The organism is Planosporangium flavigriseum, from assembly GCF_011947225.1.
Classification (GTDB): Bacteria; Actinomycetota; Actinomycetes; order Mycobacteriales; family Micromonosporaceae; genus Planosporangium; species Planosporangium flavigriseum.
This window is the reverse complement of the sequence record NZ_JAATVW010000002.1, coordinates 49682-74741: the sequence shown is the minus strand read 5'-3', so window position 1 is coordinate 74741 and position 25060 is coordinate 49682. Positions and strand designations below refer to the sequence as shown.

Sequence of the window (25060 nt, the reverse complement as noted above, 5' to 3'; positions counted from 1 at the left end):
GGCGGATCTTAGCTCAGGCAACGAGCCGGAATGACCGGGTCATCTCGTCGTTGATCGATTTGCTCGTGCCGAAATCGGCCTCCGGCACGGACAGCGTCACCTGGTACGTCAGCCCGTTGACCACGATCGCGGTCCACCGCCCGTGCCGCAGCGGCTTGCCGGGCGGGGCGCAGGTGTACTCGAACGCGGCGCCGTCGACCCCGGCCAGCTTGGTGTCGCCGAACTGCACCTGCTGGTATCCGGGGCAGCCACCGCTGGGGGCCTGGAAGCGGCGGGCCGCCGCCTCCAGCACCGCACGACCGGTCGGCTGGCTGGTCTTCTCGACGTTGATGCGCACCCACCGCTCGGTGTTGGCCGGGTCGACGAAGTCCATGTAGCCGCCGGTTTTCGGGGGCGACTGCCGCCAGCCCTGCGGCACGTTGACCACGACACCCTTGGGATCGCGGTACTCCTGTACCGGAATCAGGGGCTTGTTGGTGTCCACCGTCGGCTTGGCGACCGGTTTGCCCGTGTCCCCACCGCCGGCCATCGTCGTGCCGACAACGATGCCGAGCAGCAGGACGCCGACGACCGCGCCGGCGGTCACGGCCAGGCGCCCCTTCGGCGACAGGCCGCGGAGCGCGGTGACCGCCCTACCCGAGGCCTCACGGACTCCGGCTGTGGTGCTGGCGAGCAGCGCGGCACCACGCCGGGCCGACGTGTCCAGGCGGGTCCGATCCGGCGTGCCGGCGGGCGCCCCGTACACGTTGCCGGCCGCCGCGGGGAACTCGCCGGTCGCGGGCAGCGCCGCGGTACGGGAATCGCTGGCGGCCGGCTCGGCGGGGGAGCGCTGCGCCGGCGTACGGGAGACCGTCGTCTGCCGGCGGCGGATCGCGCCGCTGACGCTCTCCCCGGGGGCCAGCATCGCCTTGCCGCCGATCTGTCCGCCGGGGTTCGCCGGTGGGGTCGGCGGCGTGTACGGCACCGGCCGCACGACCGCGTACGGGTCCGTCTGGTGGTGCGACGGTGCGTTGCTGGTCAGCGCGCCGAACAGCAGCTCGCGCAGGGTTTCTCGGGCGGTCGGCACGTCCCAGCGGCGGGCCGGGTCCTTCTCCAGCAGTCCGTGCAGCACGCCGGCCAGGACGCCGGCGCGTACGGTCGACGCCGGCTGCTCCTCGACGACCGCGCGCATCGTCTCGATCGGGTCCGGCTTGTCGAACGGCGGGCGGCCCTCGACGGCCGTGTAGAGCGTCACGCCGAGCGAGAACAGGTCGCTGGGCGGTCCGAACGGCGCGCCGATCGCCCGCTCCGGCGAGATGAAGTGCGGGGAGCCCAGGACCATCCCCGGCGTTGTGAGCTCGCTGTCCGACGGCATCCGTGCCACGCCGAAGTCGGTGAGCACGCACCGGCCGTCGTTGCAGATGAGGACGTTCGCCGGCTTGACGTCGCGGTGCAGTACGCCCGCCGCGTGCGCCATCTCCAGGGCGCCGAGCAGCGCGATACCGATCTTCGCAACAGCCCGCGGCGCGAGCGGGCCGTCCTCGACGATGATCTCCGCGAGGCTGCGCGCCTGCAGCAGCTCCATCACGATCCACGGCCGGCCGCCGTCGGTCACCACGTCGTAGACCTGCACCACGGCGGGGTGGGACAGGGCGGCCGCGGCGCGCGCCTCGCGCAGGGTCCGCTGATACATCGCGTCCCGGTCGCTGGCCGCCATGCCCTGCGGGAGCAGGACCTCCTTGACCGCGACGTCGCGGCGCAGCAGCGTGTCGGTCGCGCGCCAGACCGTACCCATGCCGCCGTGCCCGATCGCCGTGCGCAACGTGTACCGCGTGCCGATCACCGTGCCCGGCGCGCCTCTGGTGCTTCCCGGCGGATCGCCGGCGCGGCGGTCGGTCGTGACCTGCGGCTGCGCCTCGGTGCGGTCCTGGGCGTAGTCGTCGGACGGTCGGTCCATCGGAGATTCCATTGCCGTCGTGTCGTCACCCGAGTCTTGACTGCGCCGTGCGCTGCTGGTCGCCGTGGAGCCGGATGGCGGCACGGGTTCGCCGTGCCACGTCGGGAGCTGAGTCGTCACTGGCTTCTAACCGTAGTTCCGGGTTCGTGTCAGATCGGGACCGTGCGAGGGTGGCTGGCGAAAAACGAGATCTTCCGGCCAACTCCCATATCTTGCCGGTTACCCCGCCGGCAGGGGAAGCCGGATTCAAATTCGCAACCATAATCTCCACCCACGGGGGGCGACGGCCGGATCCGGGTGGCCCCCGCACCGGATTTTGTGCGCTATCCCTCACCGGGGCGGGCCGGTCAACGCCTTAACGGGCGCTTAACATCAGCGGGTATGACCCAGGGTAACCCTTCGTCCGATGGCGCCCGCCACAGCGAGTCCGGCTTCCCCGTCAAGCCGGTTTACCGCGACGCCGATCTTCCGGCCGACCTGGCCGAACGGCTGGGCGAACCCGGCGATTACCCGTACACCCGCGGGGTGTACCCGACGATGTACACGTCCCGCCCGTGGACCATGCGCCAGTACGCCGGGTTCGGCACCGCCACCGAGTCCAACGCCCGCTACCGGCAGCTGCTCTCGCACGGCACGACGGGCCTGTCGGTCGCGTTCGACCTGCCCACTCAGATGGGGTACGACTCCGACGCGTCCATCGCGCACGGCGAGGTCGGCAAGGTCGGCGTCGCCATCGACTCGATCGAGGACATGCGGGTGCTCTTCAACGAGATTCCGCTGGACAAGGTCTCGACGTCGATGACGATCAACGCACCCGCGTCGGTGCTGCTGCTGCTCTACCAACTGGTCGCCGAGGAGCAGGGCGTGCCGGGATCCGCGCTGAACGGCACGATCCAGAACGACATCCTCAAGGAGTACATCGCCCGCGGCACGTACATCTTCCCGCCCAAGCCGTCGCTGCGGCTGGTGTCGGACACGTTCGCGTACTGCCGCAAGGAGATTCCTAAGTGGAACACGATCTCCATTTCGGGCTACCACATGGCCGAGGCCGGCGCCACGCCCGTCCAGGAGATCGCATTTACCCTGGCCGATGGCGTCGCGTACGTGCGAGCGGCGATCGAGGCGGGGCTGAACGTCGACGACTTCGCGCCGCGCCTGTCGTTCTTCTTCGTGGCGCGCACGACCCTGCTGGAGGAGGTCGCGAAGTTCCGCGCGGCCCGGCGCATCTGGGCGCGGATCATGCGCGAGGAGTTCGGCGCCCAGAACCCGAAGTCGTGGATGCTGCGCTTCCACACCCAGACCGCGGGCGTCCAGCTCACCGCCCAGCAGCCCGAGGTCAACCTGATCCGGGTCGCGGTGCAGGCGCTCGGCGCGGTCATGGGCGGCACCCAGTCGCTGCACACCAACTCGTACGACGAGGCGATCGCGCTGCCCACGGAGAAGGCCGCCCGGCTCGCGCTGCGTACCCAGCAGGTCATCGCGTACGAGTCGGACCTCACCGCGACCGTCGACCCCTTCGCCGGCTCGTATGTGGTCGAGGCGATGACCGCGGAGATCGAGGAGGCCGCGGTCGCGCTCATGGCGCGGGTCGAGGACTTCGGGTCGGCCGTCGAGGCGATCGAGGCCGGGTTCCAGAAGCGCGAGATCGAGACGTCGGCGTACCGCGTGTCCCAGGAGATCGACAGCGGCTCCCGGGTCGTCGTCGGCGTCAACCGGTTCACCCTCGACTCCGAGGAGCCGTACGAGCCGCTGCGGGTCGACCCCACGATCGAGGCCGCGCAGGCCGCGCGCCTGGCCTCGCTGCGGAGTGACCGAGACAACGCCGCCGTCGAGCGTGCGCTGGCCGAACTGCGGGCGGCCGCCGAGGGTACGGACAACGTTCTGTACCCGATGAAGGAGGCGCTGCGGGCGAAGGCCACGGTCGGCGAGGTGTGCAACGCCCTGCGCGAGGTGTGGGGCCTGTACCAGCCGAGCGACCGCTTCTGACGGACTCGCTCCGGACCACGCCCCGCACGCCGCGCCGCCCCTCAAGATCTCAACAGTTTGGGCCAAACTGCTGCTATATCGGTGCCGGGAGGCCGCAGTTTGGCCCAAACTGTGTGGGTCTTGACCGGTGCGGATGCGGATCTTGACGGGTCACAGTGCGCCCCGGGCGCGCAGCACCGCTCTCAGCTCTCGCACGAATCCGTCGAAATCGTCACGTAAGCGCTTCGCGGTCACGTGCAGGACGACCCAGCCGGTCGCGACGATGTCGTTCAAGCGGCGCCGGTCAGCGTGGATCTGGGTCGACGACTCGGCGTGCCAGACGCCGTCGTACTCGACCGCCACCTGATACTCGGGCCAACCGAGATCCGAGCGGGCTACGAACCGACCACCCCGCGTGATCACGACCTGAGTCTGTGGCCGGGGCAGGCCGGCGCGAACAAGCCGGACCCGCAGCCGCGACTCCGGCGGGGACGCCGCCCCAGCGTCCGCCAGTAGCGCCGCGTCGAGCAGTCGACGCCAGCCGCGCTGTCCAGCCCGTTCCCGGGCATAGGTCTCCAACTCCGGCACCGAAACGACGCGACGCGAGGCGAGCGCGTCGATCATGACGACAGCTTCGACCAAGCCAGCAGCCCACTGAGCGAGGTCAAAGCAGGTACGTGTTGGCGTGGTCACCGGGATGTCGCGGAGGATGCGCAGGTCGCTGGAGTCGACCGGCGTGTGGTGCGCCCGTACGCCGGCAGGACGCACGTCAACGCCGTAGGGGACGAGGACGTCGACCGGTTCGTCGGCGCCGACCAGCGGAACTCCGTACAGGTACGCCGCGGACCGGCCCGCGATCGCGCCACCCGGCGGCAGAATGAACCGTGTCACCGCCAGGCATCGGAGCCCGTGTGTCGGGGTGATCGTGGCGTCGGCGTAGATACCCCGGAGCACCTGTTGCCAGGCCTTGCTGCGCAGGTCGGCGGGGGTAAGTAGGCCGCTGGCCACGGCGTCGCGGCCGAGAAAGAGCGTGCCGGCGAGCGGTGCCGGCCGTCGAGGGGGTCGAGGCACGCGGTCGAGCATGGCGACCGGGGCACAGTCGTCGCTGACCCTGTGGATGACGCCGCCGTGCCCTGTGGATGACGCCGACCGCGCCGGGTAGGCCACCCGACCGCGCCGGTGGCAACGCGACCGTGCCCTGTGGACAGTGCTGGGCACTCGGGTGCGCAAGGTGACGCCTTGTTGACGGCTCGTGGGGGCGCTCGATCGGGCCGGCGACAAAGTGACGGAAGTTGCAGTAAACGTCTGGAATGACAAAGCGGATAATTAACCTTGTACTACGTGTCTGACGTGGCGGATTCCGGAGAACGGCACGAAAGGGCGCACCGTCCGATGTTTGCTTCCGTATACCAGGGCAACGAGAGTGAGGCTTACTCCTGACACCCGCAATGTTGCCGACATGGGCAGGCGGGTGAAGGCGGTGACGGACTACTCGCGTGGCTGGACGCCAAAAGCCGTGCCAGCCCCTGCCCGCCGCCGTCACACTCTGTTGACCTGTAGCTGGTCCGGCTGGATAAATGCGTCGTCGGACCTAGCGATAATTGTCGATCATGAATCCATACGTGACCGCTTCGGCCGTCACGCGTTGTAGGAGGAGTGGCGCACGTGTCAGTGGCCGATAGCGAATTTGCGGCGAGTCCGGCGTCCCCAAATCGCCCCTACCAGGGCTTTCGTGACGTAGCGCTACGCGGTCGCTACGAGAATGATGTTGCGCTCCGTCACAATAACGGGGCTAGGCTGTCCGCGGCGCGCGCGGGGCGCGCTGATCAATACGAACGAGATCGAGAACTCACTGTGACGAGTGCGTTGTCGCTGCCACCGGGCAGCCCGCTGACGTCCTCCTGGCCCGAAACGCCGGCCGGGGCCGATCCGCTGCCAGGCCAGCTCGACCGTTGGCTCGCTTCGCGAGGGGCGGAGCTCGTAGCCGTACGACGCCACATTCACGCCCACCCGGAGCTCTCCGGTCAGGAGTTTGAGACCGCCGCTCTGGTCGCGCGTGAACTCGCCGCTGCCGGCCTCTCGCCGCGGCTGTTACCCAAGGGCAACGGTGTGATCTGCGATGTCGGCACGGGCGACCGGGTGATCGCGCTGCGGGCGGACCTCGACGCGCTGCCGTTGCCGGACACCAAGGACGTGCCCTACCGGTCGACCGTCGAGAACGTCTGCCACGCCTGCGGCCATGACGTGCACACGACGGTACTGCTGGGAGTCGGTCTGGCCCTGGCCCAGCTCGCCAAGCGCGACGAGCTGCCTGGCCGGGTGCGGCTGCTGTTCCAGCCGGCTGAGGAGCACATGCCGTCCGGTGCGCCCGAGGTGATCGCCGCGGGCGGCCTCAACGATGTGGCCGCCATCTTCGCGCTGCACTGCTATCCGCAGTTGCCGGTGGGCCTGGTCGGCGTGCGCTCCGGCCCGTTCACCGCCGCCGCCGACAAGGTGGAGGTGAAGCTCACCGGGCGCGGCGGCCACACCGCGAGGCCGCACCTGACCGCGGACCTCGTACACGCGCTGGGGCGCGTCGTGGTCGACGTGCCGTCGCTGCTCGACCGGCGGGTCGACCCGCGCGCCGGTGTCTCGATGGTCTTCGGGTCCATCCGGGCCGGGGAGGCCGCCAACGCGATCCCGATCGAGGGGTACGCTCGGGCCACCGTGCGGGTGCTCAATCGGGATGCCTGGCGCGAGGTGCCGGAACTGATCACGAAGCTCATCCACGACGTCGTCGCCGGTACCGGCGCCGAGGTGGAGGTCAAGTACACCCGGGGCGTGCCGCCGGTGGTCAACGACCGGCTCGCCACGGCGATCATCGCCGGGGCGGCCGGCGCCGCGTTAGGGCCGGATCGGGTGGTCGAGGCCGAGATCAGCATGGGCGGCGAGGACTTCGCGTTCTACCTGGAGCAGGTGCCCGGGGCGATGATCCGTCTCGGCTGTGGCATTCCGGGCTCGGACGTGAAGTTCGACATCCACCAGTCGGCGTTCGACGTTGACGAGCGGGCCATCGGCTACGGGGTACGGGTCATGGTGCACACCGCGCTGGCCGCCCTGTCCGCCGGCGCTTTCTAGGCGTGTGGGGGTCAAGCGCCCGCGCGCTTGACCCCCACACGTCACTCCGTCGCGGCGGGTGCCGGGGACGCGGGAGCTGTCGGTTCGGAATCCGGACGGGAAGGGCGCGGACGGCGTCTCCGGCGTAGTGCCCACACCACGGCCAGGGCCGGCAGAGCCGCACCGAGCAGAAACGGCAGCAGCGCTCCGAGTACGGTGAGCAGCACCTGCATCGAGGCCGTGAACGCGTGCCAGCCGGCCTTGAGCCCGGCCAGGAACCCGGTTTCGGGCTTGTTCGTCACTGCGGCCTGCGGTCCGAGGAGGACGGCGGTGACTGCCGACATCGCCGTGAGGTCGTCAAGCTTGCGCTTGCGGGACTTCAGGGACTCCAGGTCGGCTTCGCGGCGCGCCAGTTCGGACTCCAGTGACACGATCTCGCTGATGTTCTGTGCCCTGGCGAGAAGCTCGCGGACCCGGTTCACACTTGCCTGCCCGGTGGCGATGCGAGCGTCCACATCGGTCACCTCGTCGGTGACGTCCTGAGTGGATAGTTGCCGGCTCTCGTCCTTGCCGTTGCGGCCCAGTTTGCTGATGCCGCTGACCACCTCGGTGAAGCGGGCCGACGGTACCCGGAGGGTGAGCCGGGCCTGGGAGCGATCCTGATCGCTGGTGCGATCGTCGCCCCCGATGAAACCGCCGGCGGCGGTCGCGAGCGCGCTCACGTCCGACGCGGCGCGCCCCACGTCGGGGACCCGGATCGTGACGGTGCCGGTGAAAATCAGCGCCCGGGAATCGACCGGGACCTGCTTCGGGATCCCGGAGTCGGCTTTCCCGTCCGGGCCGCCGCCCCGGGCCGTCGCCGGTCCGGCCTCACTTTTGCCCTGCGCCGCGTCCTGCCGCGTGGCTGGGGCGCTCGAACTCTTGGTACTGCTGTCGCTCGCCCCGCAGCCGGCGACGATCATCGCCATCGACGTGCATGCCAGGGTCGTGGCGGCGAACCGTCCGGACGGCCGTATGACTGACATATCTCCTCCGTGGGTAGGGTCAGCTCCGGTGCAGCCGCCCGTCCGACGTGCCCGGCCTCTGCCGCGGTTCCGGCTGGCAGGTACCGGTTTCGATGCGAGGAGGTCACGATGCGGTTGACGAAGTTCTCCCACTCCTGCGTACGGCTGGAGCACGACGGTGGTGTCTTGGTGATCGACCCGGGTCAACTGTCGGAGCCCGAGTCCCTCGACGGGGTGGACGCGGTGCTGATTACCCACGAGCACTTCGACCACCTCGATGTGGAGAAGCTCGCCGATGCGCTCGGCAAGCGGCCGACCATCGAGGTGTACACGCACCCGGACGTCGTGGCGAAGCTCGGCGACCTCGCCGGTTCGGCCAAGCCGGTGGTCGCCGGCGACGAGTTCACCGCGGCGGGGCTCCACGTCCGGGCGTACGGGGGCCTGCACGCGATCATCCACCCGGAGCTACCGCGCGTCGCCAACATCGGGTTCTTCGTCGAAGCCGCAGGTGGCGACGGCGGCGTCTACCACCCCGGGGACTCGTTCGACGTGCCCACCGACGCCAATGTCGACACGCTGTTCGTTCCGGTGGCGGGGCCGTGGATGAAGCTCGCCGAGGCGGTGGAGTTCGTCCGCCAGGTGGCACCGCGGCGCGCGTACGCCATCCACGAAGCGGTGCTCAGCCAGACCGGCTTCATGGTCACCGACAGCAACATGAAAAACCTTGCGCGTACGGAGTACGCGCGGCTGGAGCCCGGCCAGCAGATCGCGGTGTAGTAAAGCGCCTTCCGCCAGCATCGGTGGACTTATCTGCCGCCCGACTACGCCCGACTACGCCCGCCTGAGCTCTGTACTGGGCGAAGATAGGCGAGTGAATGCCGACCAACTCGCCGATGCGACGAGCGAGCTCTATGCGCTGCCGCCCGAGGACTTCGTGGCGGCCCGGGACGTCGCCGCGAAGCGGGCCAAGGCGGCCGGTGACCGCCGGCTCGCTGCTGAGATTGCGAAGCTGCGCCGGCCGACGGTCGGCGCGTGGGCGGTGAACCGGCTCGCCCGGCAGCGGCCGGAGCTGATGGCCGAGCTGATCGAGCTGGGGGAGGCGCTGCGCTCGGCCCAGCGCGACCTGCGCGGTGAGGAGCTGCGGGAGCTGTCGATCCGGCGGCGGGCGGCCGTCGCCGGGCTGGTCCGCGAGGCGATTCAGCTCGCGGGCCGGGGCAACCTGCCGGCTGCCGAGATCGAGGCGACCCTCGCCGCCGCGCTCGCCGATCCGGTGGTCGCCGAGCAGGTACGCGCCGGTCGGCTCGCCAGGACCGTCGCGTACGCCGGATTCGGCGAGACGCCCCGCCCCAAGCTCCGCCTGATCCAGGGTGGTGAGGAGCAGCAGGCCGGGACCAAGGAAGCGGCGGCCAAGGAGGCCGGGACCGAGGAAGCAGCGGCCAAGGCGGCAGCGGAGAAGGCGGCAGCGGAGAAGGCGGCAGCCGCTGAGCGTCGCGCCGCGGAGAGGGCTGCCGCTGCCGCGCGCCGGGGAGCCCGGGCGGCCGCGCACCGTGAGCTGCTCGCGGCGCGTACCGAGTTGGCCGAGGCGGAGGCTGCACGGGCGCTGGCTGAGCGGCGGGTGACCGCGGCGCGTCGACGGATCGAGAAGGCGGAAGCCGTACTGGACGGTTTGGAAACCGACCAGTAGGCGTGACGTAATGCGACGATAACGGCACAATGAGCGGCGTGACGCCCGACCAGACTGCGTCCTTTGTCAAGAACGCCGTACTCGAACTCGGCGGCGCGTTCAGGCAGGATCCTCCGACCACCCGCAAGGCGCGTCAGCTCGGCCTGACCGGCTGGGCGTTCTATGTGGCGGGCCGCGCCGGGGCGCTGGGAGACGTCTGCCCGGACACCGCCGCCGCGGCGATGGCGTTCGTCGCGGTCGAAGCGGTCAGGGACGGCTGGGAAGCGGCTCGCAAGGTGGCGCCGCCCGCTGAGGTCGCCGGACACAGTGCCGCCGAGTGCGCGCGGTGGGGCAGGGAGAAGCTGACGTCGTTGTCCGGGCTGTCCCGCCTGGTGGAGCTGGCGGAGCGGGTCGTGGTGGACGCCGATCCGTCCGGTATGCCGTTGTTCGCCGCGTGGCGGGCGATGCCCGTACCCGAGGATTGTCTCGGCGCCCGGGCGGCCGTCCTGCTCCACCTGATGCGCGAGCATCGCGGAGGCGCGCACATCCAGGCCGTACGCGCGAGCGCGCTCACTCCGCTGGAGGCCATCGTCGCGGGGCCGGACGGCGAGTCGGGGGCGACGGCGTTCGGTTGGCATCCACCCTTCCCTCCGTTTGCCCCGCTGATGCGCAAGCGGGCGTGGGCGGAGGCGTTGACCGACCGGATCGCCGGCGAGGCCTACCGGACGCTGGAGCCGGGTGAACGCCACGAGCTGGTCGACCTGCTGGAGGCGGCGCGGCAGCTGCTGACGGACCCGCGCGCCGACCGCCGCCCCGACCGGGAGTGGCAGGTTCCCGCCCGGCCGGGCCGGACGTACGACTGGTCTGCGAACCGGGGACCTGAGTTCCGCTAGGACTTCTCGTCGCGGGTCGGGCGGCCGCGTAGCTGCTCGATGTAGTCGGCCGGGGCACCCGCCTTCTCCGCGGCGCGTACGAGTTCCGACAGGTACCAGGCGGTCGGCGCGCCGCCCTCGTACCCGGTGAACACGTAGACCCACGCGGTCACGTCGCCGTCGAGCGTGGCGACCCGTACGTGGATCTTGCGGTACGTGCCGGCCGTCACACCCTCGACCTCGTCGAGCTGTTTGCCGTCCTCGGGGTGCACGTCATAGAGCGCGACGAAGACCCGGTCGCCGGGCGACTCCACGAGCGTGGTGACCGCGCCCTCCCAGCCGAGGACGTCCTCGCCGGCGAAGGTCAGTCGCCAGCCTTCGATCCAGCCGACGCCCACCATGGGGGAGTGCGGGCAGTAGGCCCGCATGCGGGCGGGGTCAAGATTTGAGCCGTACGCGGCGTAGTGACGCACGCGCCGACGATATCGTCCGGCGCGCCCGGGGGAGAACTGTGCGGAGCGTGTCGGTGGCATATCCGGTGCGAAGCCCGTTCCGTTCGGATTGCGCTCTACCCTTGGCATGTGAATCGCGTTGTGATCATTGGTGGAGGGCCTGCGGGCTACGAAGCCGCGCTCGTCGCGGCACAGCTCGGGGCGGAGGTGACCGTCGTCGAGCGGGAGGGCGCCGGTGGGGCGTGCGTGCTCCACGACTGCGTACCGTCGAAGACGTTCATCGCCAGCTCGGACGTGGTGACCGCCTATCGGGACACCGAGGAGTTCGGCATCCGCGGCGCCAGCCTCGACAACGTTCGCGTGGACGCGTCGGTGCTCAACGGCCGGGTCAAGCGGCTGGCCGCGGCCCAGTCCAGCGACATCTGCGCGAAGCTGACCAAGGCCGGCGTCCGCTTCGTGCAGGGCACCGCCAAGCTGGGCACCGACACGGCCGGGCATCTTCACCGGGTGGTGGTGACCCCGGCCGATGACGAGCCTGAGTACACCGTCGATGCCACGGCCGTCCTGATCGCGACCGGCGCGACCCCGCGGGTACTGCCGTCCGCCCGCCCCGACGGTGAGCGGATCCTCGACTGGCGGCAGGTGTACGACCTGACCGAACTCCCCGAGCGCCTCGTCGTCGTCGGTTCCGGTGTGACCGGCGCCGAGTTCGCGTCGGCGTACCTCGCCCTCGGTGTGGATGTGACGCTGGTCTCCAGCCGCGACCGCGTCATGCCGACCGAGGACCCGGACGCCGCCGTCGTCATCGAGAACGTTTTCCGGTCCCGGGGCATGAAGATCATGGGTCGGGCCCGCGCTTCGGCCGCCCGGCGCACCGCGGACGGCGTCGTGGTCGAGATGGAGGACGGTCGTACCGTCGAGGGCTCCCACGTGCTGATCGCCGTCGGTGCGATCCCGAACACGGCCGGCCTGGGCCTGGAGGAGTACGGGGTCGAGATCGGCCGCGGCGGGTACGTCACGGTCGACCGAGTGTCGCGTACGAACGTGCCCGGCATCTACGCCGCCGGGGACTGCACCGGCGTACTGCCGCTGGCCAGCGTCGCCGCCATGCAGGGCCGGATCGCGATGTGGCACGCGCTCGGCGAGGCGGTCGCGCCGCTGAAGCTGCAGACCGTGGCCTCCAACGTTTTCACCGATCCCGAGCTGGCTTCGGTCGGCGTCAGCCAGGCCGACGTGGACAGCGGCAAGGTGCCGGCGCGTACGGTCATGCTGCCGCTGGCCGGTAACGCGCGGGCCAAGATGATGGGCCTGGAGGACGGCTTCATCAAGGTGTTCTGCCGCCCGGCCTCCGGCCTCGTCGTCGGCGGTGTCGTGGTGGCGCCGAAGGCCAGCGAGCTGATCCTGCCGATCGCGATGGCCGTCGAGAACCACCTGAGCGTCGACCAGTTGGCCCACACGATCACGATCTACCCGTCGATTTCGGGCTCGATCGCGGAGGCGGCCCGCCAGCTGATGCAGCACGAGTTCGATTGACGTTCTCGTCGTCATTGAGGACGACGGTCCCTCCGCGCTGCGCGCGAGCGTTGGCCGGCGGCTCGCGCCTGTTGCCGCATCAAGGGCGGTGTGCCGGCCCTCCTACGGCAGCGGGACCCGGACGTCGCGCTTGTGGTCGACCACGGCCGCCGACGAGATGGTCGCCTCGATCGGCAGGAACTCCAGGCAGCGACGGATGGCCTCGGCGAGCACCGGCCGGGGCACCCGCATCGACATCGTCGCGTGCGGCACCCACACGCCCGGCGCGTACAGTTCTGACAGCTCGATACCCGCTTCGCACAGCCGCCGCCACACCGCGGCCTGGTGGGTCAGCAGCGCGGTGCTCGGTGCCGGCCCGAGAAACAGCACCCGGCCGACGAACTGCCCGGCGTACTGGAACGACAGCCGCAGCGGCGGCGCCGCCGGTAGGTCGGCGAGCGCCTTGGCGACCGTCGGCGCGTCGAGCAGTTCCGCGCCCACGAGCGACAGGTGCGGGCGGTGGCGGCGGCTGAGCTGTCGCAGCGTCGGCACCTCGGCCGCGGCGAGGGCGTTCCAGAGGACGTGGATGCGCCGCTCGGCGACTCCGTCGAAGTAGAGCTCCAGCGCCGCGCCCACGGTCACAACACCTGGCAGGTCGGGCACCAGTACGAGTTGCGCCCCGCCAGCGGCGCCGTCCGCACCGGGGCGTCGCAGACCAGGCAGGGCTGCCCGGCGCGGCGGTACACGTACACCTCGCCGCCGTGCCGGTCCACCCGCGGTGGGCGACCCATCGCCTCCGGGGTGTGTGCGGCGTGCACCGTGTCGATTCTGCCCACCCCGACGGCCGCTCGCATCAGCACCTGCAGATCGGACCAGATCTCCCGCCAGCCTTCCGGCGACAGGGACCGGCCCGGCATCGTCGGCGGCAGGCCGGCGCGGAAGAGCGTCTCCATCACGAAGATCAGTCCGGTGCCGGCGACGATCGCCTGGTCGAGCAGGAGCGCGCCGATCGGTTTGGCGCTGCGCCGGATCCGCGCGTACGCCGCGTCGGGGTCGGCGTCGTCGCGCAGCGGGTCGGCGCCGAGCCGCCCGATCAGCTCCTTGACCTCGGGCGGGGTGAGCAGTTCACACGCGGTCGGCCCGCGCAGGTCGAGCCAGTGGTCACCGGTGATGAGCCGCAGCCGGATCTCGCCGACCGGCGGCGGCGCGGCGTCCGGCCCGTCGGTGAACTTCCCGTACAGCCCGAGGTGGATGTGCAGGGTCCGGTCACGGGAGTACCGGTGCAGCAGGTGCTTGCCGTACGCGTCGGTGGACTCCAGGACCGTGCCCGAGATCAGCGCTGCCCCGGCGGCGAAGCGCCCCTGTGGGCTCTCCGCGGTGACGCGCTGGCCGCCGAACAGCTCCAGGTGCCGGTCGGCGAGTCGGCGGATCGTGTGTCCCTCGGGCATCGGTAGACCGTACCCGCCGGGCGGACCCGCCTAGCCGTAGAGGCGCTCGGCGTACTCCGGGCCGTAGTAGCGCTCCAGCTCCTCCAGGGTCTCCGGAGCCCGTTGGACCTCCTTGACGAGCTGTGCGTGCGGCGGCAGCACGTCCGGGTTCCAGGTCGCCGGCTCCCACAGCGACGAGCGCATGAACGCCTTCGCGCAGTGGAAGAAGATCTGCTCGATCTCCACGATGAGCGCCAGTTGGGGCCGGTGCCCCTTGACGACCAGCTCGTCGAAGAACGGCGCATCCCGCACCAGCCGCGCGCGGCCGTTGATCCGCAGCGTTTCGCGGCGGCCGGGGATCAGGTAGATCAGGCCGACGTGCGGGTTGGCCAGGATGTTGAGGAAGCCGTCCGCGCGGCGGTTACCCGGGCGCTCCGGGACGGCGATGGTGGTGTCGTCGATGACGTACGTGAACCCCGGCGGGTCGCCCTTGGGGGAGACGTCGCAGGTGCCGTCCGTGCCGGCGGTGGCGATGAGGCAGAACGGCGACGCGGCCAGCCACTCCCGGTCGCGTTCGTGCAGTCGCGCCCGGTCCTTGGTGGCCGCCCGCGGCATCGGCTCACCGAGCAGATCCCGCAGTTCGGCTGCTGAGGTGATTTCCAGGAGTCCGGTCGTGTCCGTCATCGCGTACCTCCCCGTGCCCGAAGGCGCCGTGGGGTGAGCGTATCCCGGAGACCGTGCCGACCGGGGACAATAAATTCCGCGTCCTATATGGAGGATGAAGCAATCGTGCGTCAAACGGGTGATCCTGCAGGTAGCGCGCGTCGTACATAGGCGTACGCCGGCTCGCCTGATCCGAATTTCTGAATAGTCGTCCGTGTGGATCCGGCTGAATTGGGTAGCCAAACGGCACAACCTGAATCGCAATTCACGGGAGGTCAACATGGACGACGCTTACACCGGCGCACGGGCCCCCGCCGCTGCAGCGCCCGTGCGCCAGGCGGTCGGCGAAGCCACCGACGCCGCCACGGAAGCGGCCGGCAACGTCACCGACACCGCGAAGCAGCAGGCGCGCCAGGTTACCGACGAGGTGTCCAGCCAGGCCCGCGGCGTGGCCGCCGAGCTTCGCGACCAGGTGGGCACGCAGGTTCGCAGCCAGAACGACCGGCTCGTCGACGGCATCCGCAGCATGGCCGACGAACTGGACGGGATGGTGTCCGACGGCACCGACTCTCCCGCGCGTACCGTGGTCTCCCGCGTAGCCCTGGGCGGCCGGCAGATGGCCGACTACCTGGCCGAGCACGGCCCGGAGGGCGTCCTGAGCGAAGTGCAGGACTTCGCCCGGCGGCGTCCCGGCGCGTTCCTCGCGACCGCTCTCGCCACCGGCTTCGTGGTCGGGCGCCTCGGCAAGGGCGCCTTCAGCGCGACGACGGAGACGTCGCAGTCGTCGACGGCCGGCGCGCCCGGGGGTGAGGCGGTCCGTGCGGAGGACATCCCACGGATGAGGGCTGAGTCGTACTCCACGACCTACCCCACGACCACAACCGCCTGGGGGCCGGAAAACCCGAAGAGCACGAGCGTGTCCGCGGAACCGCCGTTGTCCGCGACCGCCCGCGACTACCCGACCGCCGCGTCGGAACCGGACGTCGGCACCGAGTACCTCGCGACCGGGACCGGCCGGCCCACCGCGGTGACGCAACCGATCGGGGCCGGAACGTCGTTCGAACGCGGAGTCTCCGACGGCTCGAAGCGGTCCCGTGTTGACGACGCGACCCTGGACGGCCCGCGATGACCGGCCTGTACCCGTCTCGGGGCGACACGCTGCACACCGAGCAGAAGGAAACATCGATCGGCCAGCTGATCAGCGACATCAGCAACGACCTGTCGAACCTGTTCCGCCAGGAGGTGGAGCTCGCAAAGGCTGAGCTGCGCCAGGAGGCGGTCAAGGCGGGCAAGGCGGCCGGAATGCTCGGCGGGGCTGGCTTCGCCGGATACATGGTGGCGCTGCTGCTCACGCTGGCCGTCATGTTCGGGCTCGGCAACGTCATGGACCTGGGGTGGGCGGCGCTGATCGTGGCAGTCGTCTGGGCGGCCGTCGGGGCCGCGCTGTACGCCAAGGGGCGCAACAAGTTGAGCACCGTCTCGCCGATGCCCCGGCAGACCGTCGAGACGATCAAGGAGGACGCGCGATGGCTGAAGAACCCGACCGGATAAGGAACGACATCGAGCAGACCCGGGCGGCGCTTGCCCGGGACGTGAACCGGCTGGCCGACCGGACCAGCCCCACCCGCGTGGCCCAGCGCCGCTGGACCGCAGTCAAGGAGAAGGTGCGCGGCGTGAGTGACAAGGTGATGGGTGCGCCGAGTGGAACGACCCACTCGATGCACGACATGGCGGGGCAGGCCGGCGCGAAGGCCAGCTACCTGGCCGACCACGCAAGCGCGAAGGCCAGTCACCTGGCCGACCAGGCGAGCGCGAAGGCCAGTCACCTGGCCGACCAGACCAGCGACATGGCAGGTCAGGTCGGTGCCAAGGTGAGCGACGCGGCCAGCGGCGCGGCGGACACGGTACGCCAGGCGCCGCAGGCGGTGGCGAGCAAGACGCAGGGCAATCCGATCGCGGCTGGGATCATCGCCTTCGGCGCGGGGCTGCTCGCGGCGTCGCTGATCCCGGAGAGCGATGTCGAGCGCCGGGCCGCGCAGCAACTGCGCGACAACGCCGGTGACCTCGTCGACCGGGTACGCGAGCCGCTCATGGAGTCGGCGCAGCAGTTGAAGTCCGACATGGCGGAGCCGGTGCGTGCGGCCGTCGGACAGGTGAAGGAGACCGCCACGACGGCGGTGCAGCGGACCGCGGCCGACGCGAAGTCGGAGGCGAAGGGCGCCGCGGAGCAGGTACGCAGCGCCACCTGACGTACGTGGAAGTGGTCATCCGGCGGAGTTCGCCTCCGCCGGATGACCATGATCGATGAATTGGAATATACGCTCGACGTGTGTTAGTCGTCACAACGGAGAGTCTGCCCGGCTACGAGATCCGGGCCGTGCTGGGTGAGGTGCTCGGCGTGACAGCCTGCACCCGCAATCCCTATGTGGCCGGCTTCCGCACCCTCAACGGCGGCCAGGGTGCGGAGATGGCACAGGTGCTGGTGCAGAGCCGGGCGTCGGCCATCGCGCAGATGGTCACCGCCGCGCGCCGCCGAGGCGCCACCGCGGTCGTCGGGATGCGCTTCGACAACCGCGACATCACTCCGAACTGGGTGGAGTTGTGCGCCTACGGGACGGCGGTGGTGGCACGGCCGATCACCGCCGAGGCCCGTCAGCAGGCGGCTGAGGCGGAAGCCCTTACTTGATCTCGCAGATCACGCTGCCGGCCGGCACGACCTCGCCGACCGCTGCCGTCAGGCCGGTGACCACGCCGGCCTTGTGGGCGTTGAGCGGCTGCTCCATCTTCATCGCCTCGAGTACGACGATGGTGTCGCCCTCGGCCACCGTGTCGCCCTCGGCCACCGCCAGTTTCACGATCGTGCCCTGCATCGGGCTGGTCAGCGCGTCACCACTGGCGGCACCGGCCTGCTTGTGGCCGGAACCGCGCTTGCGGGCCGCCTTCGGGCCGTTCGCCGCTGCGGGTGCGGCGGCGGCGCCGAAGCCGGCGGGCAGGGAGACCTCGAGACGCTTGCCGCCCACCTCGACCACGACGGTCTCGCGGGGTTCGGCCGCGGTGTCCGCTCCGGCCCCGCCGGAGAACGGCGGGATCTGGTTGTCGAACTCGGTCTCGATCCAGCGGGTGTGCACCCGGAACGGCTCGTCGGTGAACGCCTCGTCCCGCACGATCGCCCGGTGGAACGGCAGCGCCGTGGCCATGCCGTCGACCACCATCTCGTCCAACGCGCGGCGGGCGCGCTCGATGGCCTGCTGGCGGTCCTCGCCGCTGATGATGACCTTGGCGAGCAGCGAGTCGAAGTTGCCGCCGATGACGCTGCCGGACTCGATGCCGGTGTCGACGCGTACGCCCGGGCCCTCGGGCAGGCGCAGCGTGGTGACCGCGCCGGGGGCCGGCAGGAAGTTGCGACCCGGGTCCTCGCCGTTGATGCGGAACTCGATCGAGTGGCCGCGCGGCGTCGGGTCGGCGTCGAAGCGGAGCTTCTCGCCGTCGGCGACGCGGAACTGCTCGCGTACGAGGTCGATGCCGGCGGTCTCCTCGGTGACCGGGTGCTCGACCTGAAGCCGGGTGTTCACCTCGAGGAACGAGATCGTGCCGTCGACACCGACGAGGTACTCGACGGTCCCGGCGCCGTGATAGCCCGCCTCCCGGCAGATCGCCTTGGCGCTGGAGTGGATCCGGGCGCGCTGGTCGTCGGTGAGGAACGGCGCGGGCGCCTCCTCGACGAGCTTCTGGTGGCGCCGCTGCAGGGAGCAGTCGCGGGTGCCGACGACGATCACGTTGCCGTGCTGGTCGGCGAGGACCTGCGCCTCGACGTGGCGCGGGCGGTCGAGGTAGCGCTCGACGAAGCACTCGCCCCGGCCGAACGCGGCGACCGCCTCGCGGGTGGCCGACTCGAACAGGGCCGGGATCTCTTCGATCGTGCGGGCGACCTTCAGGCCACGGCCGCCGCCGCCGAACGCCGCCTTGATGGCGACCGGCAGGCCGTGCTCCTGCGCGAACGCCACGATCTCGTCGGCGTTGGCGGCCGGTTCGGCCGTGCCGGGTACGAGCGGGGCGCCGGCGCGCTGGGCGATGTGCCGGGCGGTCACCTTGTCGCCGAGGTCCCGGATCGCCTGGGGGGTCGGGCCGATCCAGGTGAGGCCGGCGTCGATGACCGCCTGGGCGAAGTCGGCGTTCTCGGAGAGGAAGCCGTAGCCGGGGTGCACGGCGTCGGCGCCGGCCTTCGCGGCGACGTCGATCAGCTTGTCGATGCGCAGGTACGAGTCGGCGGCGGTGTCGCCGCCCAGCGCGTACGCCTCGTCGGCGAACCGGACGTGGAGGGCGTCGCGGTCGGAGTCGGCGTACACGGCGACGCTGGTGAGCCCCGCGTCCTTGCAGGCCCGGATGACGCGGACCGCGATCTCACCCCGGTTGGCGATGAGTACCTTGCGCACCTGCTCGCTCCTCCCGCTCTGGTCGGCCGGGAGGGCGGCGACGCCCGATGGGGTCATGCCTGACCGACCGTTATGCCGCGCAGTGTAGCCAAGTGGCTAATCGCCAAACTGCGGCCATCGTCACGTTGCGGCAATGATCTTTGTAACTGTGGTGCCAATCCGCGGCCACCGACATCACAGGTTAGTCAACAGGCGGCGCTGCCGACCCTGCTGCCCGGGATCCTGATGCCGGTCGGGGCGCGACCGGAACCGACTAGCGTTCCGTTGGTGCCCCGTCTGCTCGCGCGCGATCGTCTGACCTGGCTGACGTACGCCCACATCGCCATCTGGGGCTACTTCCTGTACGGCTTCAGCCCGGTGGTCCCGCTGCTGCGCGACGAACAGCACACCAGCCGTACGGTGGCCAGCCTGCACGGCACGGCCTTCGCGGTCGGTGGCGTGCTCAGCGGCCTGCTCCTTCCCTCCTTGATCCGCCGGTTCGGGCGCGCCCGCGTGATCTGGGGTGGTCTGGCCGGGGTGGCCCTGTCGGCGGTCGGCCTGCTGGCGTCCCACCCGCTGGCGGCGACCCTGACCTGGGCCGTCGTGGCATCAACCGGCGGCGGGTTGATCGTCAACGGCGTCACCGCCGTCCTCGCTGATCACCACCGTGACGGCGGCGCCGCCGCGATCAGCGAGGCGAATGCCGGCGCGTCGGCGGTCGGCCTGATCGCGCCGCTCGTCGTCGGCTCGGGCGTCGCGGCGGGTCTCGGGTGGCGGCCCGGTCTCGCCATCGTGGCCGGCGCCGCCGGGCTGGTCGCCGTCCTGGCAGTGGTCTTGCGGGTACGGGTACCCACCGGTCCGCCTTTGGAGACCGCTGGCGGGCGGTTACCGACGCCGTTCTGGCTGGTGTGGGTCAGCATTCTCGCCACCGGGTCGGTGGAGGTCTGCCTCAACCTGTGGGTGGCCGATGCCCTGCGTACCCATGCGCAGGTCAGCCCGGCCGGGGCGACGGCGGCGGTGTCCGCGATCATCGGTGGCATGTTCGTCGGCCGGCTGGTGGGCAGCCGGTTCGTGCTTCGCCTGCCCACCATCTCCGTCATGTTCGCCGCGCTGTCGCTCTCCGGCGTCGGGTTTGCCGTGTTCTGGGTGGCCACCGTGCCATGGCTCGCGCTGTTCGGCCTGGTAGTCGTCGGCCTGGGTAACGCGCTGCACTACCCGCTCAGCATGGCCCTCGCCGTCTCGCACTCGGCCGGCCAGCCCGACCTCGCGGTGGCGCGGACCTCGTACGCGGTCGGCGTGTCCTTCGGGGTCGCCCCGTTCCTGCTGGCGGCGGTCGCCGACCGGGTCGGCCCGCACCTGGCGTTCCTCCTGGTACCGGTCTTTCTTGTGCTGTCGGCCGTGGCCATCGCCGTGCTGCGGCACCGGGTCGCAGCCGCGTCCTTGGTCAGTCCACTCGCCAGAAGTCGATGATCTGCAGTCCCAGTTCGGCCATCATCCGGCGAAGCAGGGGCAGGGACAGGCCGATGACCGTGCCCGGGTCGCCGTCGATGCGGTCGACGAACGGGCCGCCGAACCCGTCGAGCGTGAACGCGCCCGCGACGCGCAGCGGCTCGCCGGTCGCCACGTACGCGGCGATCTCGGCGTCGGTGAGGTCGGCGAAGTGGACCGTCGTGGCCGCGACCGCGGCGGCGCTCCGGCCGGTACGCGTGTCGATCAGGCAGTGGCCGGTGTGCAGCACGCCGGACCGGCCGCGCATGGCCCGCCACCGGCGGACCGCGTCGTCGGCGTCGGTGGGCTTGCCGAACACCTGGCCGTCGAAGGCCAGGACGGAGTCGCAGCCGAGCACCAGCACCTGCTCCGGGGCGGGGTCCAGCCGAGCGGCCACCGCCTCCGCCTTGAGCCGGGCGAGCGTGCCGCTGAGGGTGTCCGGCCCGTCGGCCTGTACCGCCGACTCGTCGACACCGCTGACGATGACGTCCACCGGGATCCCGGCCGCCTTCAGTAGCTGCAGGCGGGCCGGGCTGGCCGAGGCGAGTACGAGTTTGGTCGTCACGCGCGCGCTCCCCATACGGATCTTGGAAAGTTTGACATCAAATACGATGTCAAACTTTCCAAGATCCAGAAAACGCGGGGGTCAGGGGCGGCGCCGCCGGGCCTGAGTGCGCTTGCCGGTCGCGGCCGCGGCCGGCTGTGCCGGCTCCGGCAGGGTGCCGACGGCCGCGACCGTGCCACGGCGAACGCCGATCTGGCGCATCACGTGGTAGACCACGATCGCGGCGACCGAGCCGAGCGCGATGCCGTTGAAGAGCAGGTTTCCGATCTTCCACGAGAAGTCCGCGATACCGATGATCAGCGCGACGGCCGCGGTCATCAGGTTGGCGGGGTTGGCGAAGTCCACCCGGGCCTGCACCCAGATCCGGGCGCCGAGCACGCCGATCAGGCCGTACAGGACGACCGTCGCCCCGCCCAGCACGCCGGGCGGGATCGTGTTGATGAGCGCGCCGAACTTCGGCGAGAGCCCGAGCAGGAGGGCCACCACGCCGGCCACCCAGTACACCGCGGTCGAGTACACCCGGGTCGCCGCCATGACGCCGATGTTCTCCGCGTAGGTGGTGGTGCCCGAGCCGCCGCCGGCGCCGGCCACCATGGTCGCGACGCCGTCTCCGATGAACGTACGGCCGAGCATGTGGTCCAGCGAGCGGCCGGTCATCGACGCCACCGCCTTGACGTGGCCGACGTTCTCCGCGATCAGCACCAGGACGACGGGCACGAACAGGACCACCACGCCGAGGTTGAACCGTGGCGCGGTGAAGTCGGGCAGCCCCACCCAGGCCGCCTGGCGTACGGCCGTGAAGTCGAGCTGGCCCTGCAGCGCCGCCGTCAGGTACCCGGCGAGCACGCCGACCAGGATCGACAGGCGCCCCAGGATTCCCCGGAAGGCGACCGTGACGAGCAGGATCACCACGAGCGTCACCAGTGCGGTCGCCGGCTGTTTGACGAAGTTCGACTTGGCGACCGGGGCCAGGTTGAAGCCGATCAGCGCGACGATCGCGCCGGTGACGACCGGCGGCATGAGCCACTCGATCCAGCCGATGCCGGCCTTGTGCACGATGAGGCCGACGATCGCGAACAGCGCACCCGCGACGACGATGCCGCCGAGCGCGGTCGCCTTGCCGTGCGCGGCCGAGGCCGCGGCGACCGGCGCGATGAACGCGAAGCTGGACCCCAGGTAGCTGGGCACCCGGTTGCGGGTGATCAGCAGGAACAGGATCGTGCCGATACCGGAGAAGAACAGCGTGGTGGCCGGCGGGAAGCCCGTGATCAGCGGCACCAGGAACGTGGCGCCGAACATCGCGAGCACGTGCTGAGCGCCGATGCCGATGGTGCGTGGCCAGCTCAGCCGCTCTTCGGGGGCGACGACCTCACCGGGGCGGATCTGCCGCCCGTCGCCATGTAGCCGCCAGTTCCAGTCGATCATTTTGTGCCCTCGCCCTAAACCGGGATGACCGGATTGGCCGGAGCGTAGCGGCTACGTCAGACCGCCTTGCAGCGGGGTGGATCAACCGGGCAGGCCGGAGGCGCGCCAGGCGCCGGGGCCCACCCGCAGTGAGCTGCCCGGCAGCGCGCTCGCCCGCCAGCGCGACCGCCTAGTCGCGGCAGCCGGAGCGGGCCCGGCGGAGCGTCGAAGCAGTACACCGACCAGCGCCGCCAGCTCCTCCGCGGTCGGAGTGCCGCGCAGCACTCGCAGCGCCGGAGTCGTCTCCTCGGCCACGTCACCTCCCGGAATAGCAACCGCGTCGTTACCGGCCCTGGCCGGCCGGCGGCACGCATACTCGACCTTATCGAGGGTTCCAAGGTCACCGGAAGTAGGGCGTCCACACCGCGCGCCGCTGTGCTCAGCGGCCTGCTGGGCGCCCTGATCGTCGTCAACTGCCTCGGTGTACCGGGTCCGGCCCGGGCCGCCGACGCCGTGCCGCCCGCGTCCTCGTCCTCGTCCGCGACCAGGTACCAGGTGACGTTCGTCGCCCGGTCCTGCGACTCGTACCAGGACGTGACCGCCGGCCAGGTGCGCGGCGACGACGGGGAGACTCTGGGCCGCCCGGGGCGCGACAGCCCGTACCGGCCGGGGCAGCCCGTCGATCCGCGCTTGGAGGACGGTACCGACGCTGGTTGCAAGGACCTGTCCGGCTGGCGCTTCACTCTCGGCTCCGGCCACGAGCGCAAGGGCCGGTACTCGACCGTGACCGGTCGGCCGGTCACCACGCCCGCAACCGTCGGCTCGGCCCCACAGCTCGACCAGACCGGCAAGGACACTGGGAGCAAGCTGAGCGGGGCGGTCACCGTGGCGCTCACCGACGAGCAGGTGGGGCTGGCGATGCGGCGCCAACTGTGGGTGCAGGGTGGCACGCCCGACAAGCCGGTGGGCGACGGGTACGCGTTCGGCGCGCTGCGCTGCGCGGTGGACGGGCGCACCGCCGGTAACCTCCAGTGGCTGTCGTTCCCGCCCGGCGTCCGGCATGTGTTCTGCTACGCGTACTACGTGAAGGGTGCCGAGGACAGCGGCACCGTCATGGTGCGGATGCGCGCCACGAGGCCGGTCGGTTTCCCGCAGCAGGTGCGGTTCGCTGGCGGGCTGAGCTTCACCGCCGACGGCGCGTTCACGCTCGCCAGTTCGGGCGATCAGGTGGAGGCGGCGTTCACCCGGGCGCCCGCCGGCTACCGGATTCAGCCCGCCGTACCGGCCGGTTGGCGGTTGGCCGGGGCGGCGTGTACCGCCAGCCGCGCCGACGGCCGGCCCGAGCGGAGCAGGTCGACGGTTGACGCGGCCACCGGTGCGACCGCCGTGACGCTGGCCGCCGACGACATCGTCGTCTGCACGTACTCCATGGAACCGCCGGCTGCGCAGCCGGGGCTGCGCCTGAGCGTGCTGAGCCCCGGCGCCGGCGGCACGTTCGGTCTCACCGTCGCGGGCGGGGCAGGGCAGCCGGCGCTGACGGCGACGACCGGCGACAACGGTACGGCGGTGGCCGCCAGCGGTGCGGACCTCACCACGCTGGCTCCCGGTCGGTACACGGTCACCGTGGCGCCACCGGCGGGGCCGTGGACGCTGACCGGTGTGCTGTGCAATGGCGCGCCCGCAAGCGTTACCGCGCTGACCTTCACCATCGACTTGGCGTCCGGGGCCCCGCTGGAGTGCGTGTTGGGGCTGGCCCGCAAACCTCCGGCGCTGCGTCTGCACACGGTGACGACGGGCGGCGTCGCGACCGCGGCCTTTGCGGTGGCCAGCCTCGACGGCGCGGGCGCCGGCTGGTGGGCGGCGGCGAGCACCACCGGGTACGGGGTACCGGAGCCCGCCACCGGTGACGTCCCCCGGGACCTGCCGTTCGGCACGTACCTGGTCACCGCGATCCCGCCCCGCTCCACCCGCACGACCGGATGGCGGCTGACCGCCTTGCGGTGTGATCAGGGGACCGCCATGGCGGGAACGACGGTGCGGGTCGCCCTTACGCCGGGCGGGCCGGACCCGGTGTGCACGGCCACGTACCAGGCTGATCCGACGACCCGGTTCGGGGTCACGTTGCAGGCCAAGGGCTCGACCTCCGGCCGAAAAGGCCCAGCCGTCGTCGAGGTGTCCTGCGCGGATGGCTCAGGTGGACGGCTGGTGCTGGCCCCGGACGCGACGGGGCCGGTCGCGTTGCCGGAGCCGTTGGCTTTTCTGGAGTCCACAAGCTGCCGGATCGAGCAGACGGCGACCGGGGCCGCCGGTACGAGTACGGTCACGGTCTCTGCCGTGCGGCGACCGTCCACGGGAGACCGGCCGTTGGAGTTGCCGGCGGAGCTGACCGTGGCCCGAGACGTGGCCGAGTACACAGTGGCCGTCACTGCCGAGTTCGGCGAGCCCACCGCCACCGCCGCTCGCGCCTCGATCCTCGATGAGATGAGCACGGTACCGGTCATCTTGGCCGCTATAGGAGTGTTCGGATTCGGCACACTTGTTCTTCTCGGGGTGTTTCTCCGGCGTCGGGCCATGTGACACTGACGGCGGTAAGAGTGGTGC

Annotated in this window: 23 protein-coding genes; 12 read left to right on the top strand and 11 right to left on the bottom strand. The window is 70.9% G+C overall.

Features of this window, described 5'->3' with window-relative positions; translation table 11 throughout:
- Window positions 1-13: 13 nt before the first annotated feature.
- Window positions 14-1936, bottom strand: coding sequence for a serine/threonine-protein kinase (locus tag HC028_RS03035; RefSeq protein ID WP_168072500.1), 1923 nt, complete (start codon window positions 1934-1936; stop codon window positions 14-16).
- Window positions 1937-2317: 381 nt separating this feature from the next.
- Here HC028_RS03035 and HC028_RS03030 point away from each other — a divergent pair, with 381 nt between their 5' ends.
- Complete coding sequence (locus tag HC028_RS03030; RefSeq protein WP_168072497.1) at window positions 2318-3922, top strand: acyl-CoA mutase large subunit family protein; 1605 nt, start codon at window positions 2318-2320, stop codon at window positions 3920-3922.
- Between the two features lie 150 nt (window positions 3923-4072).
- Here the strand turns inward: HC028_RS03030 and HC028_RS03025 are convergent, their stop codons facing one another.
- Window positions 4073-4972, bottom strand: a complete 900-nt coding sequence (locus tag HC028_RS03025; RefSeq protein ID WP_168072495.1) for a hypothetical protein — start codon at window positions 4970-4972, stop codon at window positions 4073-4075.
- A gap of 783 nt (window positions 4973-5755) precedes the next feature.
- Between HC028_RS03025 and HC028_RS03020 the strand changes: the two genes are divergently transcribed.
- Window positions 5756-7018 carry an amidohydrolase gene (locus HC028_RS03020; protein WP_168072493.1) on the top strand — a complete coding sequence of 421 codons (1263 nt, stop codon included), beginning with the start codon at window positions 5756-5758 and terminating at the stop codon, window positions 7016-7018.
- A gap of 41 nt (window positions 7019-7059) precedes the next feature.
- On the opposite strand, the gene HC028_RS03015 is transcribed toward HC028_RS03020, so the two are convergent.
- On the bottom strand, window positions 7060-8022 hold the full coding sequence (locus HC028_RS03015) for a DUF4349 domain-containing protein (RefSeq protein ID WP_168072491.1): 963 nt from the start codon (window positions 8020-8022) through the stop codon (window positions 7060-7062).
- A gap of 108 nt (window positions 8023-8130) precedes the next feature.
- Between HC028_RS03015 and HC028_RS03010 the strand changes: the two genes are divergently transcribed.
- The 3 genes from HC028_RS03010 (at window position 8131) to HC028_RS03000 (ending at window position 10557) form a co-directional block, all read left to right on the top strand.
- On the top strand, window positions 8131-8778 hold the full coding sequence (locus tag HC028_RS03010; RefSeq protein WP_168072488.1) for an MBL fold metallo-hydrolase: 648 nt from the start codon (window positions 8131-8133) through the stop codon (window positions 8776-8778).
- A 94-nt stretch (window positions 8779-8872) separates the two neighbouring features.
- Window positions 8873-9685, top strand: coding sequence for a hypothetical protein (locus tag HC028_RS03005; protein ID WP_168072486.1), 813 nt, complete (start codon window positions 8873-8875; stop codon window positions 9683-9685).
- A gap of 38 nt (window positions 9686-9723) precedes the next feature.
- A complete protein-coding gene (locus HC028_RS03000; protein WP_239075281.1) occupies window positions 9724-10557 on the top strand; it encodes an SCO6745 family protein in 834 nt (277 codons plus the stop codon).
- Here the strand turns inward: HC028_RS03000 and HC028_RS02995 are convergent.
- Window positions 10554-11009: a gamma-glutamylcyclotransferase gene (locus tag HC028_RS02995; protein WP_168072483.1), complete on the bottom strand. Its 456-nt coding sequence runs from the start codon at window positions 11007-11009 to the stop codon at window positions 10554-10556. The genes HC028_RS03000 and HC028_RS02995 overlap by 4 nt on opposite strands.
- Window positions 11010-11117: 108 nt before the next feature.
- Here HC028_RS02995 and HC028_RS02990 point away from each other — a divergent pair, with 108 nt between their 5' ends.
- Window positions 11118-12521: an NAD(P)H-quinone dehydrogenase gene (locus HC028_RS02990; protein ID WP_168072480.1), complete on the top strand. Its 1404-nt coding sequence runs from the start codon at window positions 11118-11120 to the stop codon at window positions 12519-12521.
- 102 nt (window positions 12522-12623) lie between these two features.
- Here the strand turns inward: HC028_RS02990 and HC028_RS02985 are convergent, their stop codons facing one another.
- The 3 genes from HC028_RS02985 to HC028_RS02975 are packed head-to-tail and all read right to left on the bottom strand — an operon-like array spanning window position 12624 to window position 14611.
- Complete coding sequence (locus tag HC028_RS02985; protein WP_168072470.1) at window positions 12624-13136, bottom strand: 2'-5' RNA ligase family protein; 513 nt, start codon at window positions 13134-13136, stop codon at window positions 12624-12626.
- A gap of 2 nt (window positions 13137-13138) precedes the next feature.
- A complete protein-coding gene (locus HC028_RS02980) occupies window positions 13139-13948 on the bottom strand; it encodes an Fpg/Nei family DNA glycosylase (RefSeq protein WP_168072468.1) in 810 nt (269 codons plus the stop codon).
- A gap of 30 nt (window positions 13949-13978) precedes the next feature.
- On the bottom strand, window positions 13979-14611 hold the full coding sequence (locus HC028_RS02975; protein WP_168072466.1) for a pyridoxamine 5'-phosphate oxidase family protein: 633 nt from the start codon (window positions 14609-14611) through the stop codon (window positions 13979-13981).
- A 259-nt stretch (window positions 14612-14870) separates the two neighbouring features.
- Here HC028_RS02975 and HC028_RS02970 point away from each other — a divergent pair, with 259 nt between their 5' ends.
- From HC028_RS02970 to HC028_RS02955, 4 genes are all read left to right on the top strand, one after another.
- Window positions 14871-15719 (top strand): hypothetical protein, encoded by an 849-nt coding sequence (locus tag HC028_RS02970; protein WP_168072464.1) that lies wholly within the window; start codon window positions 14871-14873, stop codon window positions 15717-15719.
- Window positions 15716-16141 carry a phage holin family protein gene (locus HC028_RS02965; RefSeq protein ID WP_168072462.1) on the top strand — a complete coding sequence of 142 codons (426 nt, stop codon included), beginning with the start codon at window positions 15716-15718 and terminating at the stop codon, window positions 16139-16141. The genes HC028_RS02970 and HC028_RS02965 overlap by 4 nt, the downstream gene beginning before the upstream one ends.
- Window positions 16117-16839, top strand: coding sequence for a DUF3618 domain-containing protein (locus tag HC028_RS02960; RefSeq protein WP_168072460.1), 723 nt, complete (start codon window positions 16117-16119; stop codon window positions 16837-16839). The genes HC028_RS02965 and HC028_RS02960 overlap by 25 nt, the downstream gene beginning before the upstream one ends.
- An 80-nt stretch (window positions 16840-16919) precedes the next feature.
- Window positions 16920-17276 carry a YbjQ family protein gene (locus HC028_RS02955; RefSeq protein WP_168072458.1) on the top strand — a complete coding sequence of 119 codons (357 nt, stop codon included), beginning with the start codon at window positions 16920-16922 and terminating at the stop codon, window positions 17274-17276.
- Here HC028_RS02955 and HC028_RS02950 read toward each other — a convergent pair.
- Window positions 17269-19023 (bottom strand): acetyl/propionyl/methylcrotonyl-CoA carboxylase subunit alpha, encoded by a 1755-nt coding sequence (locus HC028_RS02950; RefSeq protein WP_168073325.1) that lies wholly within the window; start codon window positions 19021-19023, stop codon window positions 17269-17271. The genes HC028_RS02955 and HC028_RS02950 overlap by 8 nt on opposite strands.
- Window positions 19024-19290: 267 nt before the next feature.
- On the opposite strand from HC028_RS02950, the gene HC028_RS02945 reads away from it, so the two are divergent.
- The gene (locus HC028_RS02945; protein ID WP_168072456.1) at window positions 19291-20472 is read left to right on the top strand and encodes an MFS transporter; all 1182 of its coding nucleotides are present in this window, start codon (window positions 19291-19293) and stop codon (window positions 20470-20472) included.
- Here the strand turns inward: HC028_RS02945 and HC028_RS02940 are convergent.
- The 3 genes from HC028_RS02940 to HC028_RS27295 all read right to left on the bottom strand — a co-directional run bounded on the left by HC028_RS02940 (window position 20447) and on the right by HC028_RS27295 (window position 22774).
- On the bottom strand, window positions 20447-21055 hold the full coding sequence (locus HC028_RS02940; protein ID WP_373313814.1) for a Maf family protein: 609 nt from the start codon (window positions 21053-21055) through the stop codon (window positions 20447-20449). The genes HC028_RS02945 and HC028_RS02940 overlap by 26 nt on opposite strands.
- An 81-nt stretch (window positions 21056-21136) precedes the next feature.
- Complete coding sequence (locus HC028_RS02935) at window positions 21137-22480, bottom strand: uracil-xanthine permease family protein (RefSeq protein ID WP_168072452.1); 1344 nt, start codon at window positions 22478-22480, stop codon at window positions 21137-21139.
- Window positions 22481-22561: 81 nt separating this feature from the next.
- Window positions 22562-22774 carry an acyl-CoA carboxylase subunit epsilon gene (locus HC028_RS27295; protein WP_239075280.1) on the bottom strand — a complete coding sequence of 71 codons (213 nt, stop codon included), beginning with the start codon at window positions 22772-22774 and terminating at the stop codon, window positions 22562-22564.
- Window positions 22775-22894: 120 nt separating this feature from the next.
- Here HC028_RS27295 and HC028_RS02925 point away from each other — a divergent pair, with 120 nt between their 5' ends.
- Window positions 22895-25036: a prealbumin-like fold domain-containing protein gene (locus tag HC028_RS02925; RefSeq protein WP_239075279.1), complete on the top strand. Its 2142-nt coding sequence runs from the start codon at window positions 22895-22897 to the stop codon at window positions 25034-25036.
- Window positions 25037-25060 lie beyond the last annotated feature (24 nt).

Bases quoted from the DNA above. Each gene is read 5' to 3' on its own strand.
- HC028_RS02965 (WP_168072462.1), top strand. From the start codon at position 15,716: ATGACCGGCCTGTACCCGTCTCGGGGCGACACGCTGCACACCGAGCAG.
- HC028_RS03035 (WP_168072500.1), bottom strand. From the start codon at position 1,936: ATGGACCGACCGTCCGACGACTACGCCCAGGACCGCACCGAGGCGCAG.
- HC028_RS02960 (WP_168072460.1), top strand. From the start codon at position 16,117: ATGGCTGAAGAACCCGACCGGATAAGGAACGACATCGAGCAGACCCGG.
- HC028_RS03030 (WP_168072497.1), top strand. From the start codon at position 2,318: ATGACCCAGGGTAACCCTTCGTCCGATGGCGCCCGCCACAGCGAGTCC.
- HC028_RS03015 (WP_168072491.1), bottom strand. From the start codon at position 8,022: ATGTCAGTCATACGGCCGTCCGGACGGTTCGCCGCCACGACCCTGGCA.
- HC028_RS02970 (WP_168072464.1), top strand. From the start codon at position 14,871: ATGGACGACGCTTACACCGGCGCACGGGCCCCCGCCGCTGCAGCGCCC.
- HC028_RS02980 (WP_168072468.1), bottom strand. From the start codon at position 13,948: ATGCCCGAGGGACACACGATCCGCCGACTCGCCGACCGGCACCTGGAG.
- HC028_RS02975 (WP_168072466.1), bottom strand. From the start codon at position 14,611: ATGACGGACACGACCGGACTCCTGGAAATCACCTCAGCAGCCGAACTG.
- HC028_RS02935 (WP_168072452.1), bottom strand. From the start codon at position 22,480: ATGATCGACTGGAACTGGCGGCTACATGGCGACGGGCGGCAGATCCGC.
- HC028_RS03010 (WP_168072488.1), top strand. From the start codon at position 8,131: ATGCGGTTGACGAAGTTCTCCCACTCCTGCGTACGGCTGGAGCACGAC.